The organism is Gimesia sp. (assembly GCF_040219335.1).
GTDB lineage: Bacteria > Planctomycetota > Planctomycetia > Planctomycetales > Planctomycetaceae > Gimesia.
On sequence record NZ_JAVJSQ010000031.1, the window covers coordinates 503,894 to 522,114 of the forward strand.

16 protein-coding genes are annotated in these 18,221 nt (G+C 54.8%); 5 read left to right on the forward strand and 11 right to left on the reverse strand.

Annotation, left to right across the window (positions count from 1 at the left end):
• Positions 1-23 precede the first annotated feature (23 nt).
• Positions 24-2,297: a SulP family inorganic anion transporter gene (locus RID21_RS26770; RefSeq protein WP_350194296.1), complete on the reverse strand. Its 2,274-nt coding sequence runs from the start codon at positions 2,295-2,297 to the stop codon at positions 24-26.
• Positions 2,298-2,732: 435 nt separating this feature from the next.
• Here RID21_RS26770 and RID21_RS26775 point away from each other — a divergent pair, with 435 nt between their 5' ends.
• From RID21_RS26775 to RID21_RS26785, 3 genes are all read left to right on the forward strand, one after another.
• Positions 2,733-3,986: a PQQ-binding-like beta-propeller repeat protein gene (locus RID21_RS26775; RefSeq protein ID WP_350194298.1), complete on the forward strand. Its 1,254-nt coding sequence runs from the start codon at positions 2,733-2,735 to the stop codon at positions 3,984-3,986.
• A gap of 27 nt (positions 3,987-4,013) precedes the next feature.
• Complete coding sequence (locus RID21_RS26780; protein WP_350194300.1) at positions 4,014-5,507, forward strand: cryptochrome/DNA photolyase family protein; 1,494 nt, start codon at positions 4,014-4,016, stop codon at positions 5,505-5,507.
• Positions 5,508-5,592: 85 nt separating this feature from the next.
• Positions 5,593-6,372 carry a class I SAM-dependent methyltransferase gene (locus tag RID21_RS26785; RefSeq protein WP_350194302.1) on the forward strand — a complete coding sequence of 260 codons (780 nt, stop codon included), beginning with the start codon at positions 5,593-5,595 and terminating at the stop codon, positions 6,370-6,372.
• Between the two features lie 3 nt (positions 6,373-6,375).
• Here RID21_RS26785 and RID21_RS26790 read toward each other — a convergent pair whose 3' ends face one another.
• From RID21_RS26790 to RID21_RS26815, 6 genes are all read right to left on the reverse strand, one after another.
• A complete protein-coding gene (locus RID21_RS26790; RefSeq protein ID WP_350194304.1) occupies positions 6,376-6,840 on the reverse strand; it encodes a hypothetical protein in 465 nt (154 codons plus the stop codon).
• 141 nt (positions 6,841-6,981) lie between these two features.
• Positions 6,982-7,545, reverse strand: coding sequence for a hypothetical protein (locus RID21_RS26795; protein WP_350194306.1), 564 nt, complete (start codon positions 7,543-7,545; stop codon positions 6,982-6,984).
• A gap of 173 nt (positions 7,546-7,718) precedes the next feature.
• Positions 7,719-8,129 carry a VOC family protein gene (locus tag RID21_RS26800; RefSeq protein ID WP_145042762.1) on the reverse strand — a complete coding sequence of 137 codons (411 nt, stop codon included), beginning with the start codon at positions 8,127-8,129 and terminating at the stop codon, positions 7,719-7,721.
• Positions 8,130-8,143: 14 nt separating this feature from the next.
• On the reverse strand, positions 8,144-8,368 hold the full coding sequence (locus tag RID21_RS26805) for a helix-turn-helix domain-containing protein (protein ID WP_145042764.1): 225 nt from the start codon (positions 8,366-8,368) through the stop codon (positions 8,144-8,146).
• Between the two features lie 79 nt (positions 8,369-8,447).
• On the reverse strand, positions 8,448-8,981 hold the full coding sequence (locus RID21_RS26810) for a DUF2975 domain-containing protein (RefSeq protein WP_350194308.1): 534 nt from the start codon (positions 8,979-8,981) through the stop codon (positions 8,448-8,450).
• Between the two features lie 114 nt (positions 8,982-9,095).
• Positions 9,096-10,541, reverse strand: a complete 1,446-nt coding sequence (locus tag RID21_RS26815; protein WP_350194310.1) for a sulfatase-like hydrolase/transferase — start codon at positions 10,539-10,541, stop codon at positions 9,096-9,098.
• Positions 10,542-10,790: 249 nt separating this feature from the next.
• Between RID21_RS26815 and RID21_RS26820 the strand changes: the two genes are divergently transcribed.
• Both RID21_RS26820 and RID21_RS26825 read left to right on the forward strand, forming a co-directional pair.
• A complete protein-coding gene (locus RID21_RS26820; RefSeq protein WP_350194312.1) occupies positions 10,791-12,977 on the forward strand; it encodes a hypothetical protein in 2,187 nt (728 codons plus the stop codon).
• 170 nt (positions 12,978-13,147) lie between these two features.
• Positions 13,148-13,609 (forward strand): hypothetical protein, encoded by a 462-nt coding sequence (locus RID21_RS26825; protein WP_350194314.1) that lies wholly within the window; start codon positions 13,148-13,150, stop codon positions 13,607-13,609.
• A gap of 82 nt (positions 13,610-13,691) precedes the next feature.
• On the opposite strand, the gene RID21_RS26830 is transcribed toward RID21_RS26825, so the two are convergent.
• The 4 genes from RID21_RS26830 to RID21_RS26845 form a co-directional block, all read right to left on the reverse strand.
• Positions 13,692-15,317 carry a calcineurin-like phosphoesterase C-terminal domain-containing protein gene (locus RID21_RS26830; RefSeq protein ID WP_350194316.1) on the reverse strand — a complete coding sequence of 542 codons (1,626 nt, stop codon included), beginning with the start codon at positions 15,315-15,317 and terminating at the stop codon, positions 13,692-13,694.
• Between the two features lie 221 nt (positions 15,318-15,538).
• Entirely contained in the window at positions 15,539-16,516 is a 978-nt protein-coding gene (locus RID21_RS26835) for a DUF1559 domain-containing protein (RefSeq protein WP_350194318.1), read from the reverse strand.
• Positions 16,517-16,600: 84 nt separating this feature from the next.
• Positions 16,601-16,729, reverse strand: coding sequence for a putative periplasmic lipoprotein (locus RID21_RS26840; protein ID WP_261343285.1), 129 nt, complete (start codon positions 16,727-16,729; stop codon positions 16,601-16,603).
• A gap of 106 nt (positions 16,730-16,835) precedes the next feature.
• Positions 16,836-17,822, reverse strand: coding sequence for a DUF1559 domain-containing protein (locus RID21_RS26845; RefSeq protein WP_350194320.1), 987 nt, complete (start codon positions 17,820-17,822; stop codon positions 16,836-16,838).
• Positions 17,823-18,221: the final 399 nt, after the last annotated feature.

Below are 18,221 nucleotides of genomic sequence, written 5' to 3' on the forward strand. Positions count from 1 at the left end.
GTAATGCCGGTAACAGAGCCCCCTTAATCGGTGGCACTGCCTGCTTCGACGGTGGAGTGTTCCTCTGTCAGGAATTCCATCTTGCCGCTTTTGACGTCGTACAGAGCACCGACGACCATCACCTTGCCGGTCTGAACCAGATCCCTGATGACCTCGCTGCGAGCGGAGATCTCGTGCACGCTGCGATAAACGTTGCGGCGGGCGACTTCGTCGACGAACTGCTCCCGCTCTTCGGGGCTCATTTCATCCAGACGCTCACACGCTTCTTCATCGACGCAGGGGATGACCTCATGCACGATGGAATCCAGGTGCGCACAGCCGGTGACCTGGGTATGGTCGCTGTGATCGCACATCAGTTGTACGGTGGAAGCGACAGCGCCGCAGCGGGTATGCCCCAGTACCAGCACCAGTTTGACTCCTTCAACCGAGACGCCATATTCGATACTGCCCAGGGATTTATTGCCGATCACATTACCGGCAACACGGACACTCAAAATGTCGCCGATGCCCAGATCGAGAACCAGTTCCGCGGGTACGCGCGAATCGATACAGCTCAAGACGACTGCCAGCGGGTGCTGTTCTCCTGCCGTCGCATTGACCTGGTGGCCGAGATCGCGGGAGAGCCGGTTCCCGGTGTGAAAACGTTCGTTACCATCCTGCAGAATCTTGAGCGCCTGCGCGGGAGTAATCTGATCTTTGAGATCACGGGTGGAATAGTCGGCGAACTGGATTTCGTTTTGCAGTTGATACTTGCGTTTGAAACCGCGCAGGCTGACTGAGATGCCGCGTGCGGGGCCGATTTTGGTTTTGAATTCCTGAATCAGACTCAGAATATCCGGGTCGATGTAATCGGTGTTGCTGGCGTCGATCAGCATATTAGTGCCGGGCTCTGCCTCATTAAAGATCTGGTCCAGAGCAGCCCGGTTCAGGAAGCTGACCTGGTTTGCCAGCTCGATATGCAGCACATCGCCGCCGGCATGTGTTTCGAGAATACGGCGGATGGGCTGACGCAGGCTGCTGTTCAAAATGAAGAGCAGACTGACTCCCAGGCCGATCAGAATCCCGATCAGCAGGTCGGTAAAGACGATGGAGAGCAACGTAATAATAAAGGGGAGGAACTGATAGCGTCCCTCAGACCACATCTGTTTGAAGAGTGTGGGGCTGGCGAGTTTGAAACCGGTGACCAGCAGAATCGCCGCCAGGGCTGCCAGCGGAATCAGATTCATATACATGGGAATCAGCGCGACTGCGACCAGCAGCAGGACCCCGTGGAAAATACAGGAGATTTTGGTTTTGGCTCCCGCGTTGACGTTAACCGAACCACGGACGATCACGGAGGTAACCGGCAGACCACCAATCAGGCCGGAGACCATGTTGCCGACCCCCTGGGCTACCAGTTCGCGGCTCGGCGGGGAGTTGCGGTTTTCAGGATCCAGTTTGTCGACCGCTTCCAGATTGAGCAGCGTTTCCAGTGATGCCACGATGGCAATCGTCGCACCAGCCAGATAGATGGCGGGATTCAGAAACTGCGAAAAGTCGGGGAAGGTCAGGAAGGTCAACAGATCTTTGGCCGACTCAGCGACAGGAATCTGCACCATGTGACTGGTTTCAATCGCCCAGGGGCCGCCGAGACGCTGGAACAGCAGATGCATGGACACGCCGAGCAGAACCACGATCAGCGGACCGGGGATCACCGAGTTCTTCAACATCTTGACGCGTCCCCAGACGACGAGTAGCAGAATTGAGGTCAAACCGACGGCAGCGGCTCCGTAATGGAAGTCTCCTTCGAAGACGGTCAGCAATTCGGAAAAGGTGTTCTGTTTATCCGGCTGGGTGAAGGACATCTCCCCTTCCGGGTCGGTATCATGGCCGACGACGTGCGGAATCTGCTTCAGGATCAGAATCACGCCGATGGCGGCCAGCAGGCCTTTAATCACACTGGAAGGGAAAAACGCCGAGAGTGAACCGGCACGTACCACTCCCAGAATGATCTGAATCACGCCGCCGACCATGACGGCCAGCAGGAATGCCTCGAACGATCCCAAGGTGGCAATCTGGGCAACAACGATGGCTGTCAAACCGGCAGCAGGTCCACTGACGCTGGTACTCGATCCACTGATGGATCCTACGACCAGACCGCCGACAATTCCGGCCAGCAGTCCTGAGAAGAGGGGGGCTCCGGATGCCAGGGCGATCCCCAGGCAGAGCGGCAGAGCCACCAGAAACACAACGAGACCTGACGTCAGGTCACGGGGTAAATACGAAAGCGGATACCCAGCGGCGCGCGCATCATTCATGGCAGTCAACTCAAACTCAAAAACTCGGTTGGCGGGTAATCTGTGGAAGCGGCCCCGTGCTCCCGGCTTCTGAGAGCCAGGTGACAGACAACTTTCCACAGCGATGCTTGAGAACGAGTTCTAAAAGCATCTGACCGGGCTCGGAAGAGCGGCGGTCATGGGGTTTATTATATGATCCAAACTCGTTTTACAATCGGAATTTAGCTTTTTCTCAGAATTTGAATTGCAGAACATTTTTGCCACTTTAAATCTGAGCTCTTTGTCTATAACTATACAGATTTCGGAGGCTGCTGCCTGAGAGATCCAAGAGTTTTATTCGAGGTGTATAAATTCACGCTAAACCATTCCCTGATATAATCTTACAACACATTTACACAATATAGCACCTGTTCTCTCTCAGTTTTCATTTCGGTTCCCTGCAGGAAAGTGTCGCCCATGCATCAATTCAAACTGATATCACTGTCGCTTGTGTTTATGATTTTATGTACGGCGAGTGCCTCCAGTGCGGATCAGACACTACCTGATCAGAGCTGGTCTCAGTGGCGGGGCCCCCAGCGGGATGGCACGCTTCCCGGAACGACTCTGCCTGATTCACTGAGCGAACAGAATCTGAAATTACGGTGGGAGCTACCTCTGAGTCCGGGGTATTCGGGACCGATTGTGACCGCGGACCGGGTGTTCGTGACGGAGACCGTCAATGAGGAGACCGAAGTCGTCCGGGCCCTGGATCGTCAGACCGGCAAGGAACTCTGGAAACAGTCCTGGCCCGGTGCGATCAGTGTTCCCTTTTTCGCGAAAGCGAATGGGGACTGGATCCGCGCCACACCCGCTTTTGATGGAGAGCGACTGTATGTCGCCGGCATCCGGGATGTGCTGGTCTGCCTGGATGCGGCCAGTGGCAGCATTCTCTGGCGACTCGACTTTGTCGAGCAGCTCAAATCCTCGCTGCCCTCGTTTGGCTTTGCTTCGTCTCCCCTCGTGACCGATGAGGCGGTGTATGTGCAGGCCGGTGGCGGTTTCTGTAAGGTCAACAAGTTGACAGGGGAAGTCATCTGGCGCGTGCTGGAAGACGGAGGCGGCATGTTCGGCAGCGCATTCTCTTCTCCCTGCCTGGCGGAACTGGATGGCGTGCAGCAGATCCTGGTTCAGACCCGGACTACCCTGGCGGGTGTCGATCCGGAATCGGGCCAGGTGTTCTGGGAACAGAAGATCCCCGCCTTTCGTGGCATGAATATTCTGACGCCGGCTGTTGTGAATAACACCGTCTTTACCAGCAGTTATGGCGGACGTTCGTTTCTGTTTAACATTACCCGCAACGGCGGAAAGTGGCAGGTGAAAGAACTCTGGTCGAATGCGATTCAGGGTTATATGTCATCGCCGATCATCCTGGACGGGTACATTTACCTGCATTTGAAAAATCAACGTTTTACCTGTCTCGATCTGAAAACAGGGAAAGCGGTCTGGACAACGGCCCCTTATGGCAAATACTGGAGCATGGTCACCGATGGTCAGAAGATTCTGGCGTTGGATCAGAAAGGGGAACTGCTGCTGATCAAAGCCAGCCCGAAGAAATTTGATCTGCTCGATCAGCGCAAAGTCGCCGATGACTCCTGGGCTTACCTGGCTGTCAGCGGGAAGGATATGTTTATCCGCGACCTGAAGCAGCTCTCTGTTTACCAGGCAGAGTAGGACAGTCTGAAGAACGAAGAGGTTAGCATGAGCATTCCTGAAATTCGTATCCGCCAGTTGAATGAGGCTCCGCTGAAGGGCGATGAAGACTACGTTCTGTACTGGATGATCGCCAACCGCCGCACGCGTTTTAATTTCAGCCTCGAGCGGGCGGTCGAAGTGGCAAAAGGACTGGATAAACCGCTGGTCGTGTTTGAAGCCTTGCGCTGCGGTTATCGCTGGGCCAGCGACCGGATGCATCGTTTTGTCCTGCAGGGCATGGCGGATAACCGAGCGAACTTTGAAGAGACTGTGGCGACGTACTACTGTTATGTGGAACCCGAGGCAGGTCATGGATCCGGACTTTTGGAAGCACTGGCCGACAAAGCGTGCGCGATTGTTACTGATGATTTTCCCTGTTTCTTTCTGCCACGGATGCTGGACCACGTGGCCCCGCGCCTGCCCGTCAGCCTGGAAGCCATCGATTCCAATGGACTGCTGCCCCTGCGAGCCGCCTCCCAGGTTTATCCCACGGCGTATGCATTTCGTCGCTTCCTGCACAAGGAACTGCCGCCCCACCTGCTGGAGATGCCTAAGACCAATCCGCTGGCGCGCATCAAACTGCCCGAACTGAAATCGCTGCCTGATAAAATTCTCGACCGCTGGCCGATGGCGACCGATGAACTGCTGACCGCCACGCCTGAAGTGCTGGCGGACCTGCCCCTTGATCACAGTGTTGGACCAGCATCCTTTGACGGCGGTGAAGAAGAAGCCCTGAAAGCGCTGCGGCGTTTCTTCGATACCCGCTTCGAACGCTACGCAGACGAACGAAACCTGCCTGAAGAAGAAGTCACCAGCGGGCTCTCCCCTTACCTGCACTTCGGTCACATCTCGGTTCACGATGTGTTTGATTCCATCGCCCGCCGGGAAGAGTGGTCGGTCGAAAAGGTGATGGACCAGAAACCGACCGGCAAACGCGCCGGGTGGTGGCAGATGAGTGAGACAGCGGAAAGTTTTCTGGACGAACTGATCACCTGGCGGGAACTGGGTTACAACATGTGCTGGCAGCGGGATGACTACGATCAGTACTCTTCCCTGCCCGACTGGGCGCAGACTACGCTCGACGAACACGCGTCCGATCCGCGCGAATATACTTACTCGCTGGAAGAGTTCGAACAGGCGAAAACACACGATCCCCTCTGGAACGCAGCCCAGACGCAACTGGTGACCGAAGGCCGTCTGCATAATTATATGCGGATGCTGTGGGGCAAGAAGATCCTGCACTGGTCGGACTCTCCGCAGGACGCGCTGGAGATCATGATCGAACTCAACAACAAGTATGCGGTCGACGGGCGGAATCCGAATTCGTATTCCGGCATTTTCTGGTGCCTGGGCCGATACGATCGTGCCTGGGGCCCCGAGCGGGAGATCTTTGGGAAGATCCGCTACATGACCAGTCAGAACACGGCCCGCAAATTCAGCGTCGATGGCTACCTGGAACGCTACGGTAATCAAAAACGCCAGGGGGCGTTATTCGATTGAAGTTTACGGCAGCTCTGCACTACACTGACTCCCTGTCAGCCTAATCAACAATGTTTGTCAGTGTGTATAACCAGGGAGCCCGGCGGTGGACAGAGACCTTTTTCAGGGAACGGTACCTTATTACGTGCGGTATCGCGTGCCCTACCCCGAGGAACTGCTTGCCCGAATCCGGGACCGGGCTGCGACTTCGGGATCAGGGCGTCTGTTGGACCTGGGTAGCGGCACCGGTGAGATCGCATTACGGCTGGCGCCTCACTTTCGCGAAGTGACAGCCGTCGAACCCGATCCTGCGATGCAGTCTGCGGGACTGACGAAGATGCGGGAGCAGCAGATCGAAAATGTCAGCTGGCGTTCCGAAACCGCGGAAGCCTTTTCTGCGGACGAGACAACATTTGAAATGGTGACGATCGGCGCTGCCTTCCACTGGATGGACCGCCGACTACTATCACGACGGATTCGAGGCTGGCTGCGTCCCGAACAGCCGCTGGTGATCCTGGGGTATACGAGCATCTGGAGTGGGACTGCGGACTGGCTCCCACTGGTGCGGGAAGTTCTGCAGCGCTGCCTGGGAGAAAAACGGCGTGCAGGTTCGGGCAATTATCCCGAACTGTCCCAGCCTCATGAGGAGATCCTGCTGGAAGCGGGTTACCAGATCGAGGAACTCGAGACCCGGATCACACAACAGTGGACGCTCGAGACACTGATCGGCAATCTCTATTCGACGTCCTTCGCCTCCCCGGCCGTCCTGGGAGAAAAGCAGAGTTCCTTCGAAGCCGACCTGAGGCAGACACTACTCGACTTTGATTCCCGCGGCGTGTATTCCGAAGAGATAACTTTCTACGCCCTGCTGGCGTGGCCGGAGTAGTGCTTACCGCTGGCGAAAGCCGTGATAGAGGTTGAGCAGACGAAATTCTTCCTGTTGCCTGATTCGAGCGGCTGTCAGTTCTTCGGCCTTGGAGAGCAGGAGTGCTCCGCCTGTTTCAAGGATGTGGCGCGGATTCTGCTTTTGTTGTCCGGCCATCGCCTGTGCGGCTCTTTCCATTACCAGTTGATGGTCCCACTCGCGCAATAACCCGTAATACTCGTCTGAATTTGAAGACGGATCTAAGGGAAGAAACGGGGCGGCCTGAGTGTGAAAGTAAAGGTGGTTTGTCTGTGCCTGTTTCGAAGCTGTCTTTTCCGGTTCCCAAACGGAGACCAGCGGCTCGACTAAAGCAGCGGGAGTGGCAAGCTCGATGGTTCGGAGTTCGTAAATACTTCCCTGCTTTTCGGTTGCAGAGACGAGAGAACAGGTCAGTCCCCAGATGACGACGGTGAATAACAGCTGACGCATGGCAGGCCCCCTTTCCGGCTCGATAAGTGAACGCGTTCCTTCAGCCGCGGTTCTTATCAGAACGAAGCCCATGTGTCGAGGCCTTTTGTCCAGTGCTGTTTGAGAGAAGATCTATTTTCACTCCTGCCCGCAGCGGATGTCTCATTCTGGTTGTGGGCCTGGTTGTGGGCTGCGCGACACCAGAAACATAATGAGCGCCAGGATGATTGACACCACCAGGATGACCAATCCGACGGTTCGGATTACCAGATATTCGCTTCGCTTGTCGCGGTTCGCCTCCTGCCGGGATTCCAGGGACTCAATTCTGCTTTGGATAGCCCAAAATTCATCGCCCACAGGACGTTTCCTACCGTGTTTGACGTAATAATCGTAATTCTTGACTCTGAAATCTTTGACAGTCTCTTCCTTCTGAATTTCGAGAACGCCGTTCTGCCAGTTGCCACTAAACAGACTGTACTGGGCATAACCTGCGACTCCGATGCCGATCATAAACAGACCGATGATGAGCGATACCAGCAGCATGCGGCGACTTTCGCGTTCGATCTGCTGAGACAGGTATGAGGCTTGTTCAGATTCTTCCGTCTCAAATATAGGGGTGGCGCTCTCTTCCGGATTCTGGCTCTGGACCTCAGGTTGCTGAAGTTCGCCCTCTTCAGTTCGAAGGGCTTCTCCCGAATCGCCTGATTCATCTTCTACCGAGTTCATCGTATTTGATCTCCCTGGAAATGTGCAGCGCATCTGTTCTGTTGCAAGCCGGGGACGTGGCTTGGCCCCGATGAACACCAGTATAAAAATGCTCACGCGCGATCACAAGACTGCGACGATGTCGGAACATCGTGCAGACGTTTCAGAACCGGACAGAGGGAGACTCACCCAGCTCAGTAAATGGGCCAGATGCCGGGGGTGGCGAGTTCGAGCACATGGTCGTCGGGATCGCGGAAGTAGAGGCTTTCGCCGCCGCGGGGCCAGCTCATGCGGCTGATAATTTCCACGCCTGCTGAGACGAGACGTTCTTCCCATTTGGCAAGGTCGTCCCGTTCGATGGCAAATGCGAAGTGGACCGGGCCATCGCCGTCATGGGGTGGAATCACACCCCCTTCGAGATGGGCTGCGGTATGCGTGGCACCCCGTTTGAAGATCAGAAACACGCTGCGGTCGCCGGCGTTCATGGCGCAGAACCGCTGGTCCTCCGCCATGATTTCGAATTCGAACAACTGCCGATAAAAGTCGACCGCGGTCTGCAGGTCATCTACGTAAATCGACGTCTCCAGTACGCCATGCACTTTCACTCTGGTCTCTCCTCTCAGGCTGCCTGACTCTGTGCTTCCGCTTCATAACGCAGGATATCACCGGGCTGACACTCCAAATATTCACAGATCTTTTCCAGCGTCGCGAAGCGAATCCCTTTGACTTTCCCCGACTTGAGCAGCGAAAGATTCTGCTCGGTGATTCCCACGTGTTTTGCCAGATCGCGTGAGGTGACTTTGCGTCGGGCCAGCATGACATCCAGTGTTATACAAATTCGCATCGATTCCTGCTTCGCTCGCTAAAACTCGTGTTAAGCTCTGATTCTACTATAGCTGAATTCCCGGCGGGTCACCAGACGTCTAAATGATCTGGGCGTGTTCTTCCGCGATCAGGCTGGCCCGCTTTAACAGATTCGCCAGCAGAAAGATCAGTGCTCCGACTCCCGCCAGGATGAACTGATTCGAACCGATGCTGATCGCCAGCATTTTCTGTCCGGGCGGATTATGCATCGTCAATACCACACTGAGCGCCGCTCCGCAGATGGGAGATAATAAAGCAGAGCCCATCAGCCCCAGGGCAAAACGTTTCAGCAGCCGACTGTTTTGTGTGCCCAGATAATCTTCGGCACAACAGGCTTTGAGAAAACGGCGTAGCGAAATCAGCCCCCAGTACGTGGGTGCGATCAGCAGTGCTGAGAGTAAAACCATGCCCACTTTAGTTGATACCGGCAGCGGAAAGGGAATGGCCTGGACAGGAATTCTGCCATTCTGTTTCGCGATCAGGTCGGCACAAAACCAGACCCAGATTAAAAATGCGGGCATCACCCAGAGGGATAGAGCACACAGATAATACAGAACACGGCAAATGACACTGGTACGATCTTTACGAGCCATCTCAGGAATCCTTTCCAAAGGGTTTGTTGTTGAACGGCGAATTTTTATCGTTTTACGATAAACAGCACAACCCCGGTTTTTGAGAATTCGGGATCGATTCCACTTCCCGCCGCTCTAACTCCCCTGCGATAGCCAGCCTCCCGGCTGTGGTGTTGCAGTGGACTGCGTATCGCGGTACCAGGCTTTGAGCTGCTTGAGCATTTTCGCAGCCTGGGCGGATTCGGTTTTCTGGAGGTCTTCTTTCTCGCCCGGATCGCGATCGAGGCGATAGAGTTCGACCTTTTCATTTTCGAAGGTGCCTGGTTTTGCGCGGGGATGCTGCACGACCAGTTTCCAGGGACCGTCCCGCATCGCTTCCGCGCGTCCGCCCCGATTCGAAAGTGAGGCCCAGAACAGCGGACGGGATGGGAGCGATTTCTGTTCAAACAGGACCGGGGAAAGATCGACGCCATCCAGGGGACGCTCCCGGGGCGGAGTGACGTCGGCAATCCCCAGCAGGGTCGGCATGACATCGATGCTGATCGCGGGGACATCCGAGACGGTGCCCGCCTCAATCTTACCAGGCCACCAGGCGATGGCAGGCACGCGATGTCCGCCTTCATAAACCGAACCTTTGGCGCCCCGCAGCGCGGGACTGCCACTCGGGAAATCACGCGAGGGACCATTGTCCGAGAAGAACAGCACGAACGTATTTTTATCGAGTCCCGATTTCACGAGGAACTCACGAATCTGCCCTACGCCTTCATCGACGGGGAGTGTCATCCCTTTGAACTTTTCGATGCGTTCCCCTTCATGGGCCGGCTTCCAGCGTTTCCAGCCTTCGGCTTCGGTGCGACGAATCGGATCGCCGGGAACCTGAACCGGATTGTGAATCGCTTCATGCGCCAGGTAGAGACAGAAGGGACGTTCCTGGTTGTCCTTGATGAACTGCAGGGCGTATTGGTTGATCAGGTGCGTCGAGTAGCCGGGTTCCTCGGTCTCCTGGCGTCCGTGCCACCAGTCGTGTTTGACGTGGTCTCCTACATGGCTGATGAAATCGATATTGCCGCTGTGATAACCGACGAAGGTATCGAACCCGTGATTGTCGGGATGGAACTCTGCGGAATTGTGCGGGTAGCCCTGGTGCCATTTCCCGATCAGGCCGGTCTGGTAACCTGCCTGTTTCAACAGTTCGGCGAAGGTGTTTTCGCTGCGTTTCAAACCTTTCAGATGTTCGGGATGATCGCTGACCGGATGGATGACCGCTTCAATGCCGGCCCGTTGCTGATAGCGACCGGTGAGCAGACCGGCCCGCGTGGGCGAACAGACGGTGCCCGAAGAATGAAAGTCGGTCAGCTTCAGGCCTTCCGCCGCCAGCCGATCGATCTCGGGAGTTTTAAAGTAGGGATTGCCGAAACAGCTGACTCCGGCATAGCCCATATCGTCGACCATAATCACGATCAGATTAGGTCGATCTCCCGGCGTCCGCGGGGTTGCGGCCGTGGTACTTCGTAGAACAGACAGGGAGAGACAGAGCGTCAACAGGCACAGACTTAAGCTACGCATCCCGGAATTGAGCACGATTCGATTCCTCTTTGATAACAGGTAGAAACGGGAAGATCAGGCGGGTCGCGATTCGATTATAACAGACGCGAGAGGAAAAGCACGGTTGCACTCCCAGAGACTGCTATGACAGTCTGACCGGCGTCCTTTGAAATCTGAAATTTCTGCTTGCGTTCCTGCAAACAATTCCGGAATATTGTACTTCAGATCAGTCGATCCAATTTCATTTCTTATCTTTCTGGATCTCTTAACTGGCGGGACCGAATCATGATTCAATTCCAGTGTGAACACTGTTTTCAGGATTATAAAGTCCGCGATGACCGTGCGGGGCAGACCCTGAAGTGCAAATCCTGTGGAGAGCGGATGCAGGTTCCTGCAGGTGAGGATGACCTGCTGGACGATTTCTACGAAGACGACGAGGAAGTCTACGAGAGCCCGGCGAGGCCGGCACGTAAAAAGACGTCATCTAAAGGGGGCAAACAGAAAAAGCAGTCGGGTAACAGCGCTAATTCTCCGGTGACCCTGATTGCTGGTATTGTGGCCTTCGTAGTGATGTTCTTTGTCTCTTATACGCTGGTCCGTTCCCTGATGGGAGGGGGAGAACCGGAAGAGATCGCACAGCCGCACCAGGAACTGGCTCCCGCTGGAGTGACACCAGCGCCCGCTCCCGCGCCTGTTGAGGAAAAAGCCGAGTCAGAACCACCGGCGAAACCGATGGAGGTCGCGAAAACCAAGCCGGTGAGCAGTCAACCGGCGGAGAAGAAAGCGACGCCGGCTCCTACGAAACCGAAACCCCAGCCGGAACCGGAGCAGAAGTGGACGTCCCTCGTCGATCCACCGCTGGTGACCGCGGACTGGCCGGAATCGTCACGCTTGAAAATTGACCTGAAGAATGCGGAAGAGAAACTGGTGGTGCCCAGCGGTTCCGGCCCGGTGGTCGCCGTGCAGTACAAGAACCGCAGTCTGTATCACTTTGACATCTGGAACCTGGCGACGGAGAAGAAAATCGGTGAGATCTCGATCACGCCTCCCCAGGAATGGATGATCCTGACGCCCAAATTCAAACTCAGTGCAGACGGGAAATATCTGCTGCTGAATATTACCGAACGCACGTCGAAAATCCCCAAGCTGGTCTGCTGGGATACCACGACCGGGAAAATCGTTTCCGAATGGCAGGTTGATGCGCCCGGCAGCGTGGTCTCTTTATATGAAATCTGCGGGAACAACGGCGCGTTCGTGCAGTTGATCCGCAAAGACGGGGGCAAGTACAAAACGATTCTCAAACGCTGGGACCTGCAGACCGGAAAGCTCGAACAGGAAAGCGAGATCAAATCCAGCGAGTTCGCGAGCCACAGTTACCTGGTCAGCCCGGGAGGCAACTACCTGGCGACCAATACAAGTAACAAAGTTTTCTTCTACGACCTGCGTACGCTGAAACTGCTCTATCTCATGGAGCTGGATGGTCACCTGGATCCCCGTGCGAAATATTATTCGCTGCAGGCCCTGGATTTTTCGCGGGACGGCAAACAACTGGGGATGCTGGTCACCGAATCGGGCAAAACCGAGATCTGGCTGGTGAACCTGGAAGATGGCAAGCCGGAACGGGCCTTCGAAATAGCCGGCAACCTGAGCGATCAGTTCAGTCAGCCTTCCTACGAAGGGAACAAGCTGGAACTGACCCCCTCCGGCAGAAGTTTTCTGCTCTACGGTGCCCTGCTCGTCGATCGCGAGAGCCGGCGGAGTGTGTGGGTCCTCGAACCGCCGCCGAACGTGATTATCCGCCGCCCCCTCTACCTGACTCCCCATTACCTGTTTGCAAACACCGACAGTGCGCTGACCGATGACAAGGGGCGTCTGCGACTTAACCGTAAGCCTCAACTGGTGACAGTACCTCTGCCGGAGAAACAGATCACCGATGGTCTGGCGGCTTACCAGAGCGAATCGGGTGCGATTCTGAGGACCGGCTCGAAAGTCAGTATCAATGTCAACGTGGTGAATATTAAATTCGGCAAGGAGGACGAAGTCAAAGAAGTTCTGCAGGAAGTGCTCAAAGATCGCCTGGAAGCGGATGGTTTTGAAGTGGCGGAGGACCAGCCGCTGATCTTCCAGATGGAGTACCAGGAACAGGATGGTAACAAGCTGCAGATGTCGAAACGGGGTCGGCCCTCCCCCGGCAATCCGCTGGGACGCACTCCCACCGGGGAAACACTGCAATCGACGGCAGCCGCGTTTAAGCTGTCGTGGGTGCAGAAGTCACCCAAGCGGACGCTGTGGACCAAACAGGTGCTGGTCAATCCCCGCTTTCTGATTCTCCGGAATGCCACCGAACAGGAGGCCCGCGAGCAGATGTTTGAGGGACTGCAGAACCGGCTGATGGGAGAACTGATCCCCTACTTCATCCCGAAAGAAAAAGGGCTCTCGATGCTGCCCGGCGAGACACAACTGCCGGAGTAATCCTTCACTTTCCGACTCATTGTGCTTCATCCATCACGGTTCAACCGAGACTTCTCTCGAAAGCGGTATTGAACTGCGCGTGATACTCGGATTACAATACAGGATATACACGTCCATTAATATAATGGCGCACTGACTTTGTATCTGCTATTCAATTGAAGGATGAATCCATGCGTAAACTGGTTTACGGCTTAATTTGTGGTCTGTTCATAATAGGACTCGGGACCGATGCGGAAGAAATCCAGACGGCACGTGCCGACGATGCTGATAAGTGCGAAAGTAAGCCAGGCGATGAACAGGACCTGGAAGGTGAGAAGCGACTCAGCAAATTCATGCACGAAAAACTGACCAGCTCCCAACTCGTGCTCGAAGGACTGATGATCGAGGATTACGAGAAGATGCAGAAGGGGGCTAAACGCATGATCGAGATGAGCAACGCCACCGAATGGCAGGTTGTCGAGGGCCCCATTTTTGCCCGTCAGAGTGAAGAGTTTCGTTCCGCAGCCAAGCAGGTGATTAAATTCGCCAAAGAGAAAAACATCGACGGTGCCTCACTCAGTTATCTGCATCTGACGATGACCTGCATCAACTGCCATAAGAAGGTCAACAAAGTCCTGATTTCGCAGCGTTAGGATTTCACAACGAAAAAAACAACGGGACCTGTGAAGCGAATTCACAGGTCCCGTCAGTTCAATGCAAGTGATACTCAGAGTGCTACTTTTCAGTAGACGCTGTCTTCTCGGATGGTTTCGCGGGGGTGATGCGAATGACGCGTCCCGCGACATGTTCGTCGCCGTCCATCTCGACCGTGCGGATCCGCAGCAGATGCGTGCCCGCTTTCAATCCGTCGGGCAGCTTGGCCTGCCAGAGATGGGTTGAGTTCTTGGCCTTGGGGAGATCGCGATAAGCTTTCGCTTCGACGCCGTTCTCCGTTTCGGAGAGTTTCTTGAAGCTGGGATCGATGGTGACAATCCGCTCCATGGGAGCCCAGCTGCCGGACTCGCCGATCTGCATTTCCACCTTCGATTTTTCTGAGCCGTTAAATACGTTAACCATCACGTTGGTTTCCGCGACCTTGTCAACTGTGACCGCTTCGGGGGCGATGATATTCATCTGGTATTTTGCAGCCCGACCGGCGGCTCGAAAGTCCAGGTTATATTCTTTACCGTCAAAGGTAATGATGGAATAACCGTTGGGAGCACCGTCGGCCATCATCGTATGCGGAATGCCCCGTTCATCCGGCGCACCGGACCACCAGCTGCCGCTGACGGTCACATTGATGATGTGATGGTGTGGCTTCGCCCCCCGCCAGCCATCTTCTTTGGTGATGAAGCGGTGTTCGTGGTGGTGGGTATGACCGGAAATGGACATACAGAAGGGACGCTTTTCAATCAGGCGGTACAGGTCCTGGCGATCTTCGACGCCGACCAGCGGGATGTGCATCATCAGGACGACGAGCTGATCTTCGGGAATCTGCTGCAGATCGTTCTTGACGAATTCGATCTGCTCCTTGCCGAGACCACCCTGGTATTTCCCTTTTTTCTTTTTGTTCTTCTTTGATTCGTCGGTGACGATCCATTCGATGTCGTCCAGCACGATGAAATGCACGGTGCCGTAATCGAAGGAGTAATAAGAGGGACCGAAGGCCCGCTCGAATGTTTCATCGCTCAACTTATCGTTGGGGGCATCATAGTTGATGTCGTGGTTGCCGATCACGTTGTACCAGGGAATTCCCAAGAGGGCGATGCCCCGTGCCTGCGATTCGAACAGCGACAGATCGTCGAACAGAATGTCGCCCAGCGTGACGCCGAACGAAGCATCGGTGCCGACGAGGTCTTCGATTACATCATGGGCGATGTAGTCGATCTCTTTCTGATCGCGGGGCTGTGGATCACCGAAAAAGAGGGCGCGGAACTGATTAGGCTCTTTCTGCGGATAAAGGGGAAAGTCGACCGATTCTGGCAGCGGTCCGGTGGGAGCGACGCCGGCGAAGTGTGACTTGGGTGAGCCCTTGGGTTTATGAATGTAATAGAACTCGGGTGTGAGATTCTTGCTCAGCGGTGTCCGCCAGTTGCGGGGTTTGATGACGAACAGAATGGTGTCATCGGTAACGGGCAGTTCATACTTTCCGTTTTCATCGGTGCGAACCACCTTGAGGCCATTCGAGACCGCAACGCCCGGCAGCGTTTTCTCGCCCGCATCGAACTTCCGGTTCTGGTTAGCATCATGAAATACATATCCGGTGGCAGTTTTACCTGACGATTCCGCCCGGCTCAGCCCCTGCTGGGTCAGCAGGAACATTCCTGCCAGCAGCATGGTAGTCAGTGTGAAGCGACGCATTGAAATATCCTTGTAAAGAATCCCGTGGTCTAAACAATCTTTAGTAATATGTTACGTCACCGAGGGACGAGACAAAACCCACAGCCTCACTTTTTCGGCAGAGTTCTATCTGGCCATACAGACAGCACGTAATCAAATAAAACAACCGGAGGATGCGATTCCAGCAGATCCTCCGGTTGTGAACATTCAGTAAAACAGAGTCAGTTCATTAAAAGCCTGTCTTAGAAGTTATCAATTACTTCCCGGTTGGCACGGGTGCCCAGGGCCTGGTAGATGGTCTGACTGATATTTTCAGAAATGAAGCGACAGGAACCGTCGGCCAGTCCAACCTGAACCCCCCCGGTATGCTGACTCCGCAGAGCAGCGATCTGGGTTCCGTCATTCGCTTCCGTACAGGGCATTTCAGCGGTGTTGGAACATTTTGCCAGAATATCCGCGGTCGTGCTGTTCGGATTGCGGCCGGTACTGAAGGCAGATCCGCCCATGCCGGAGTAAACCCAGGCACCACGGGCATCGGACGTATTATCGTTGATGTAGTTTACTTCCCCGGTCAGCAGGGTGTTACTGGTCCCATCTTTGATGTCCCGAATCCCGATCGAAGAGTTAATCGTGAAGATGCCACCAGAGGCATTCGTGTAGGAATCGGTCAGATTGCCGTTTCCGTAGTTGGCAGCGTAGTTACCGCGGGACATGTGCTCGATTGAGCGAAACGCGACGTTACTGCGGCGATCCCAGGGATGACTGGGGCAACGGTAAGCAGCGGGGCTCCAGTGCCCGAAGATATTGTTCATGTAATCCAGAGGGTCACGACCATTCAACACGGGAGCAGCTTTATCCCAGAGCGAGCTCTGTTCCATTTGTGGCAGGATGTAGAGCAACCAGTTGCCTCCCAGGCTGTGCTGATCGGTACATTCCTGGAGACCGGTCAGGTTGGTGGGGGGAGTACCGCCGCACAGACCGATGACACCACCAGGAGGGAAGACCCCGTGCGTGTCGTGGTAGTTCTGCAGGGCCAGGCCCAGCTGTTTGAGATTGTTTTTACATTGACTGCGGCGGGCAGCTTCGCGGGCCTGCTGCACTGCGGGCAACAGCAGCGCGATCAGAATCGCAATGATCGCGATGACCACGAGCAGTTCAATCAGAGTAAAACCACGACGGTTTTTTCCGGTAACGGACTCGGACGAAATCAGACGTAACATCTTCTTCTCCTTGATATGTAAATGAAAACTATAAGACAGACAGGCGGAGTAAATCGTGATGAATCGTCTTGCCTGCAGGGACGATTAGGGATCGGTGTATTCCGGTGTCGGTGTGGAATCGCCGGGAACACCTTCTTCGGGTTCTCCCGAGCAACCGGTCAGGGACAGAGTCAGACAGAATACACAGCACAACAGCAGGTAGTATTTTTTCATGAGAATCAGCTCCTCTCATTCAGGAAACAACAGCTCAGCCGAAGAATGGGTTCAAACGTGCCATTCTCCAGCTGGCTTGTTTAATGGAATCAAAACGGAACATCGCTTAGAAGTTATCAATCACTTCACTGTTCGCACGGGTTCCCAGGGCCTGATAGATGGCCTGACTGATATTTTCCGAGATAAACCGGCAGGAACCGTCGGCCAGTCCGACCTGGACGCCCCCGGTATGATGACTGCGGGAAGCCGCAATCTGGGTTCCGTCGTTTCCGGCGGTACAAGGCAACTCGGTAGTGGTGCTACAGCTGGCCAGGATGTCGGCAGTGGTCGAGTTCGGGTTTAAACCCGTGCTGAAAGCGGAACCACCCATGCCGGAATAAACCCAGGCACCACGAGCATCAGAAGTGTTGTCGTTGTTGTACATGATCTCGCCGGTCAGCAGGGTATTACTGGTACCGTCTTTGATGTCCCGAATCCCGATCGCAGAGTTGATGGTAAAGACACCTGCATGGGTGTTCGTGTAAGACTCTGTCAGGTTGCCGGAACCGTAGTTGGCAGCGTAGTTGCCACGTGACATGTGCTCCAGGGCACGGAACGCGACGTTACTGCGACGATCCCAGGGATGGCTGGGGCAGCGGAATGCTGCGGGAGCATAATGTCCAAACACGTTATTCATGCTGTCCAGCGGATTATTCGTATTCAGAATCGGAGCTGCATTTTCCCACAGGGAACTCTGTTCCATCTGGGGCAGAATGTAGATCAGCCAGTTGCCACCCAGGCTCTGACCACTGCATTCCTGGCTGCCGGAAATATTGGTCGGAGGATTTCCGGCACAGGTTCCAATCACTCCACCGGGAGGGAAGACGCCGTGCGTATCATGATAGTTCTGCAGTGCAATCCCCAACTGCTTGAGATTGTTTTTGCACTGGCTGCGACGTGCGGCTTCACGAGCCTGCTGCACAGCGGGTAACAGTAACGCAATCAGAATGGCGATAATCGCGATTACCACCAGCAACTCGATCAAAGTAAAACCACGACGATGTACTGCAACGGCAGTACGCGCGCCGGCAGGGCGCGAAAAGCGAAGAAGCATCAAAGCAACTCCCAAAAAACGAAGAGAAAAACAGATTGACTTGGCGTTTCAAGGCACTTTGATGCCGAGGATGGTCTTGACTGACCGTTTTGTCGGAAGGTTAGGCAGGAAGGATGCTCCGCAACTCCGAAGTTGCAGGAATCCTACAAGGTGTTTATTAAGATTGAATGTCGAATAAATGAAATGTCGTTTCTAATCCGCCGCTGTGTTCCCATGCATACCATTCTTTTTTGAAAAAATTGTCTGATTGAGAAAGAAAGTCTGTAACGCGCGCCGAAATCGTCGTGTGAGCGACGGTCCCAGTCTGTGCGGTCCAAAACCGGGCCCGGGATTGACGCGGCACAATGGTTGTCTCATAGTAAATAGAAATACTTTCCGCTCTGACCTCCTTTGCAAGAG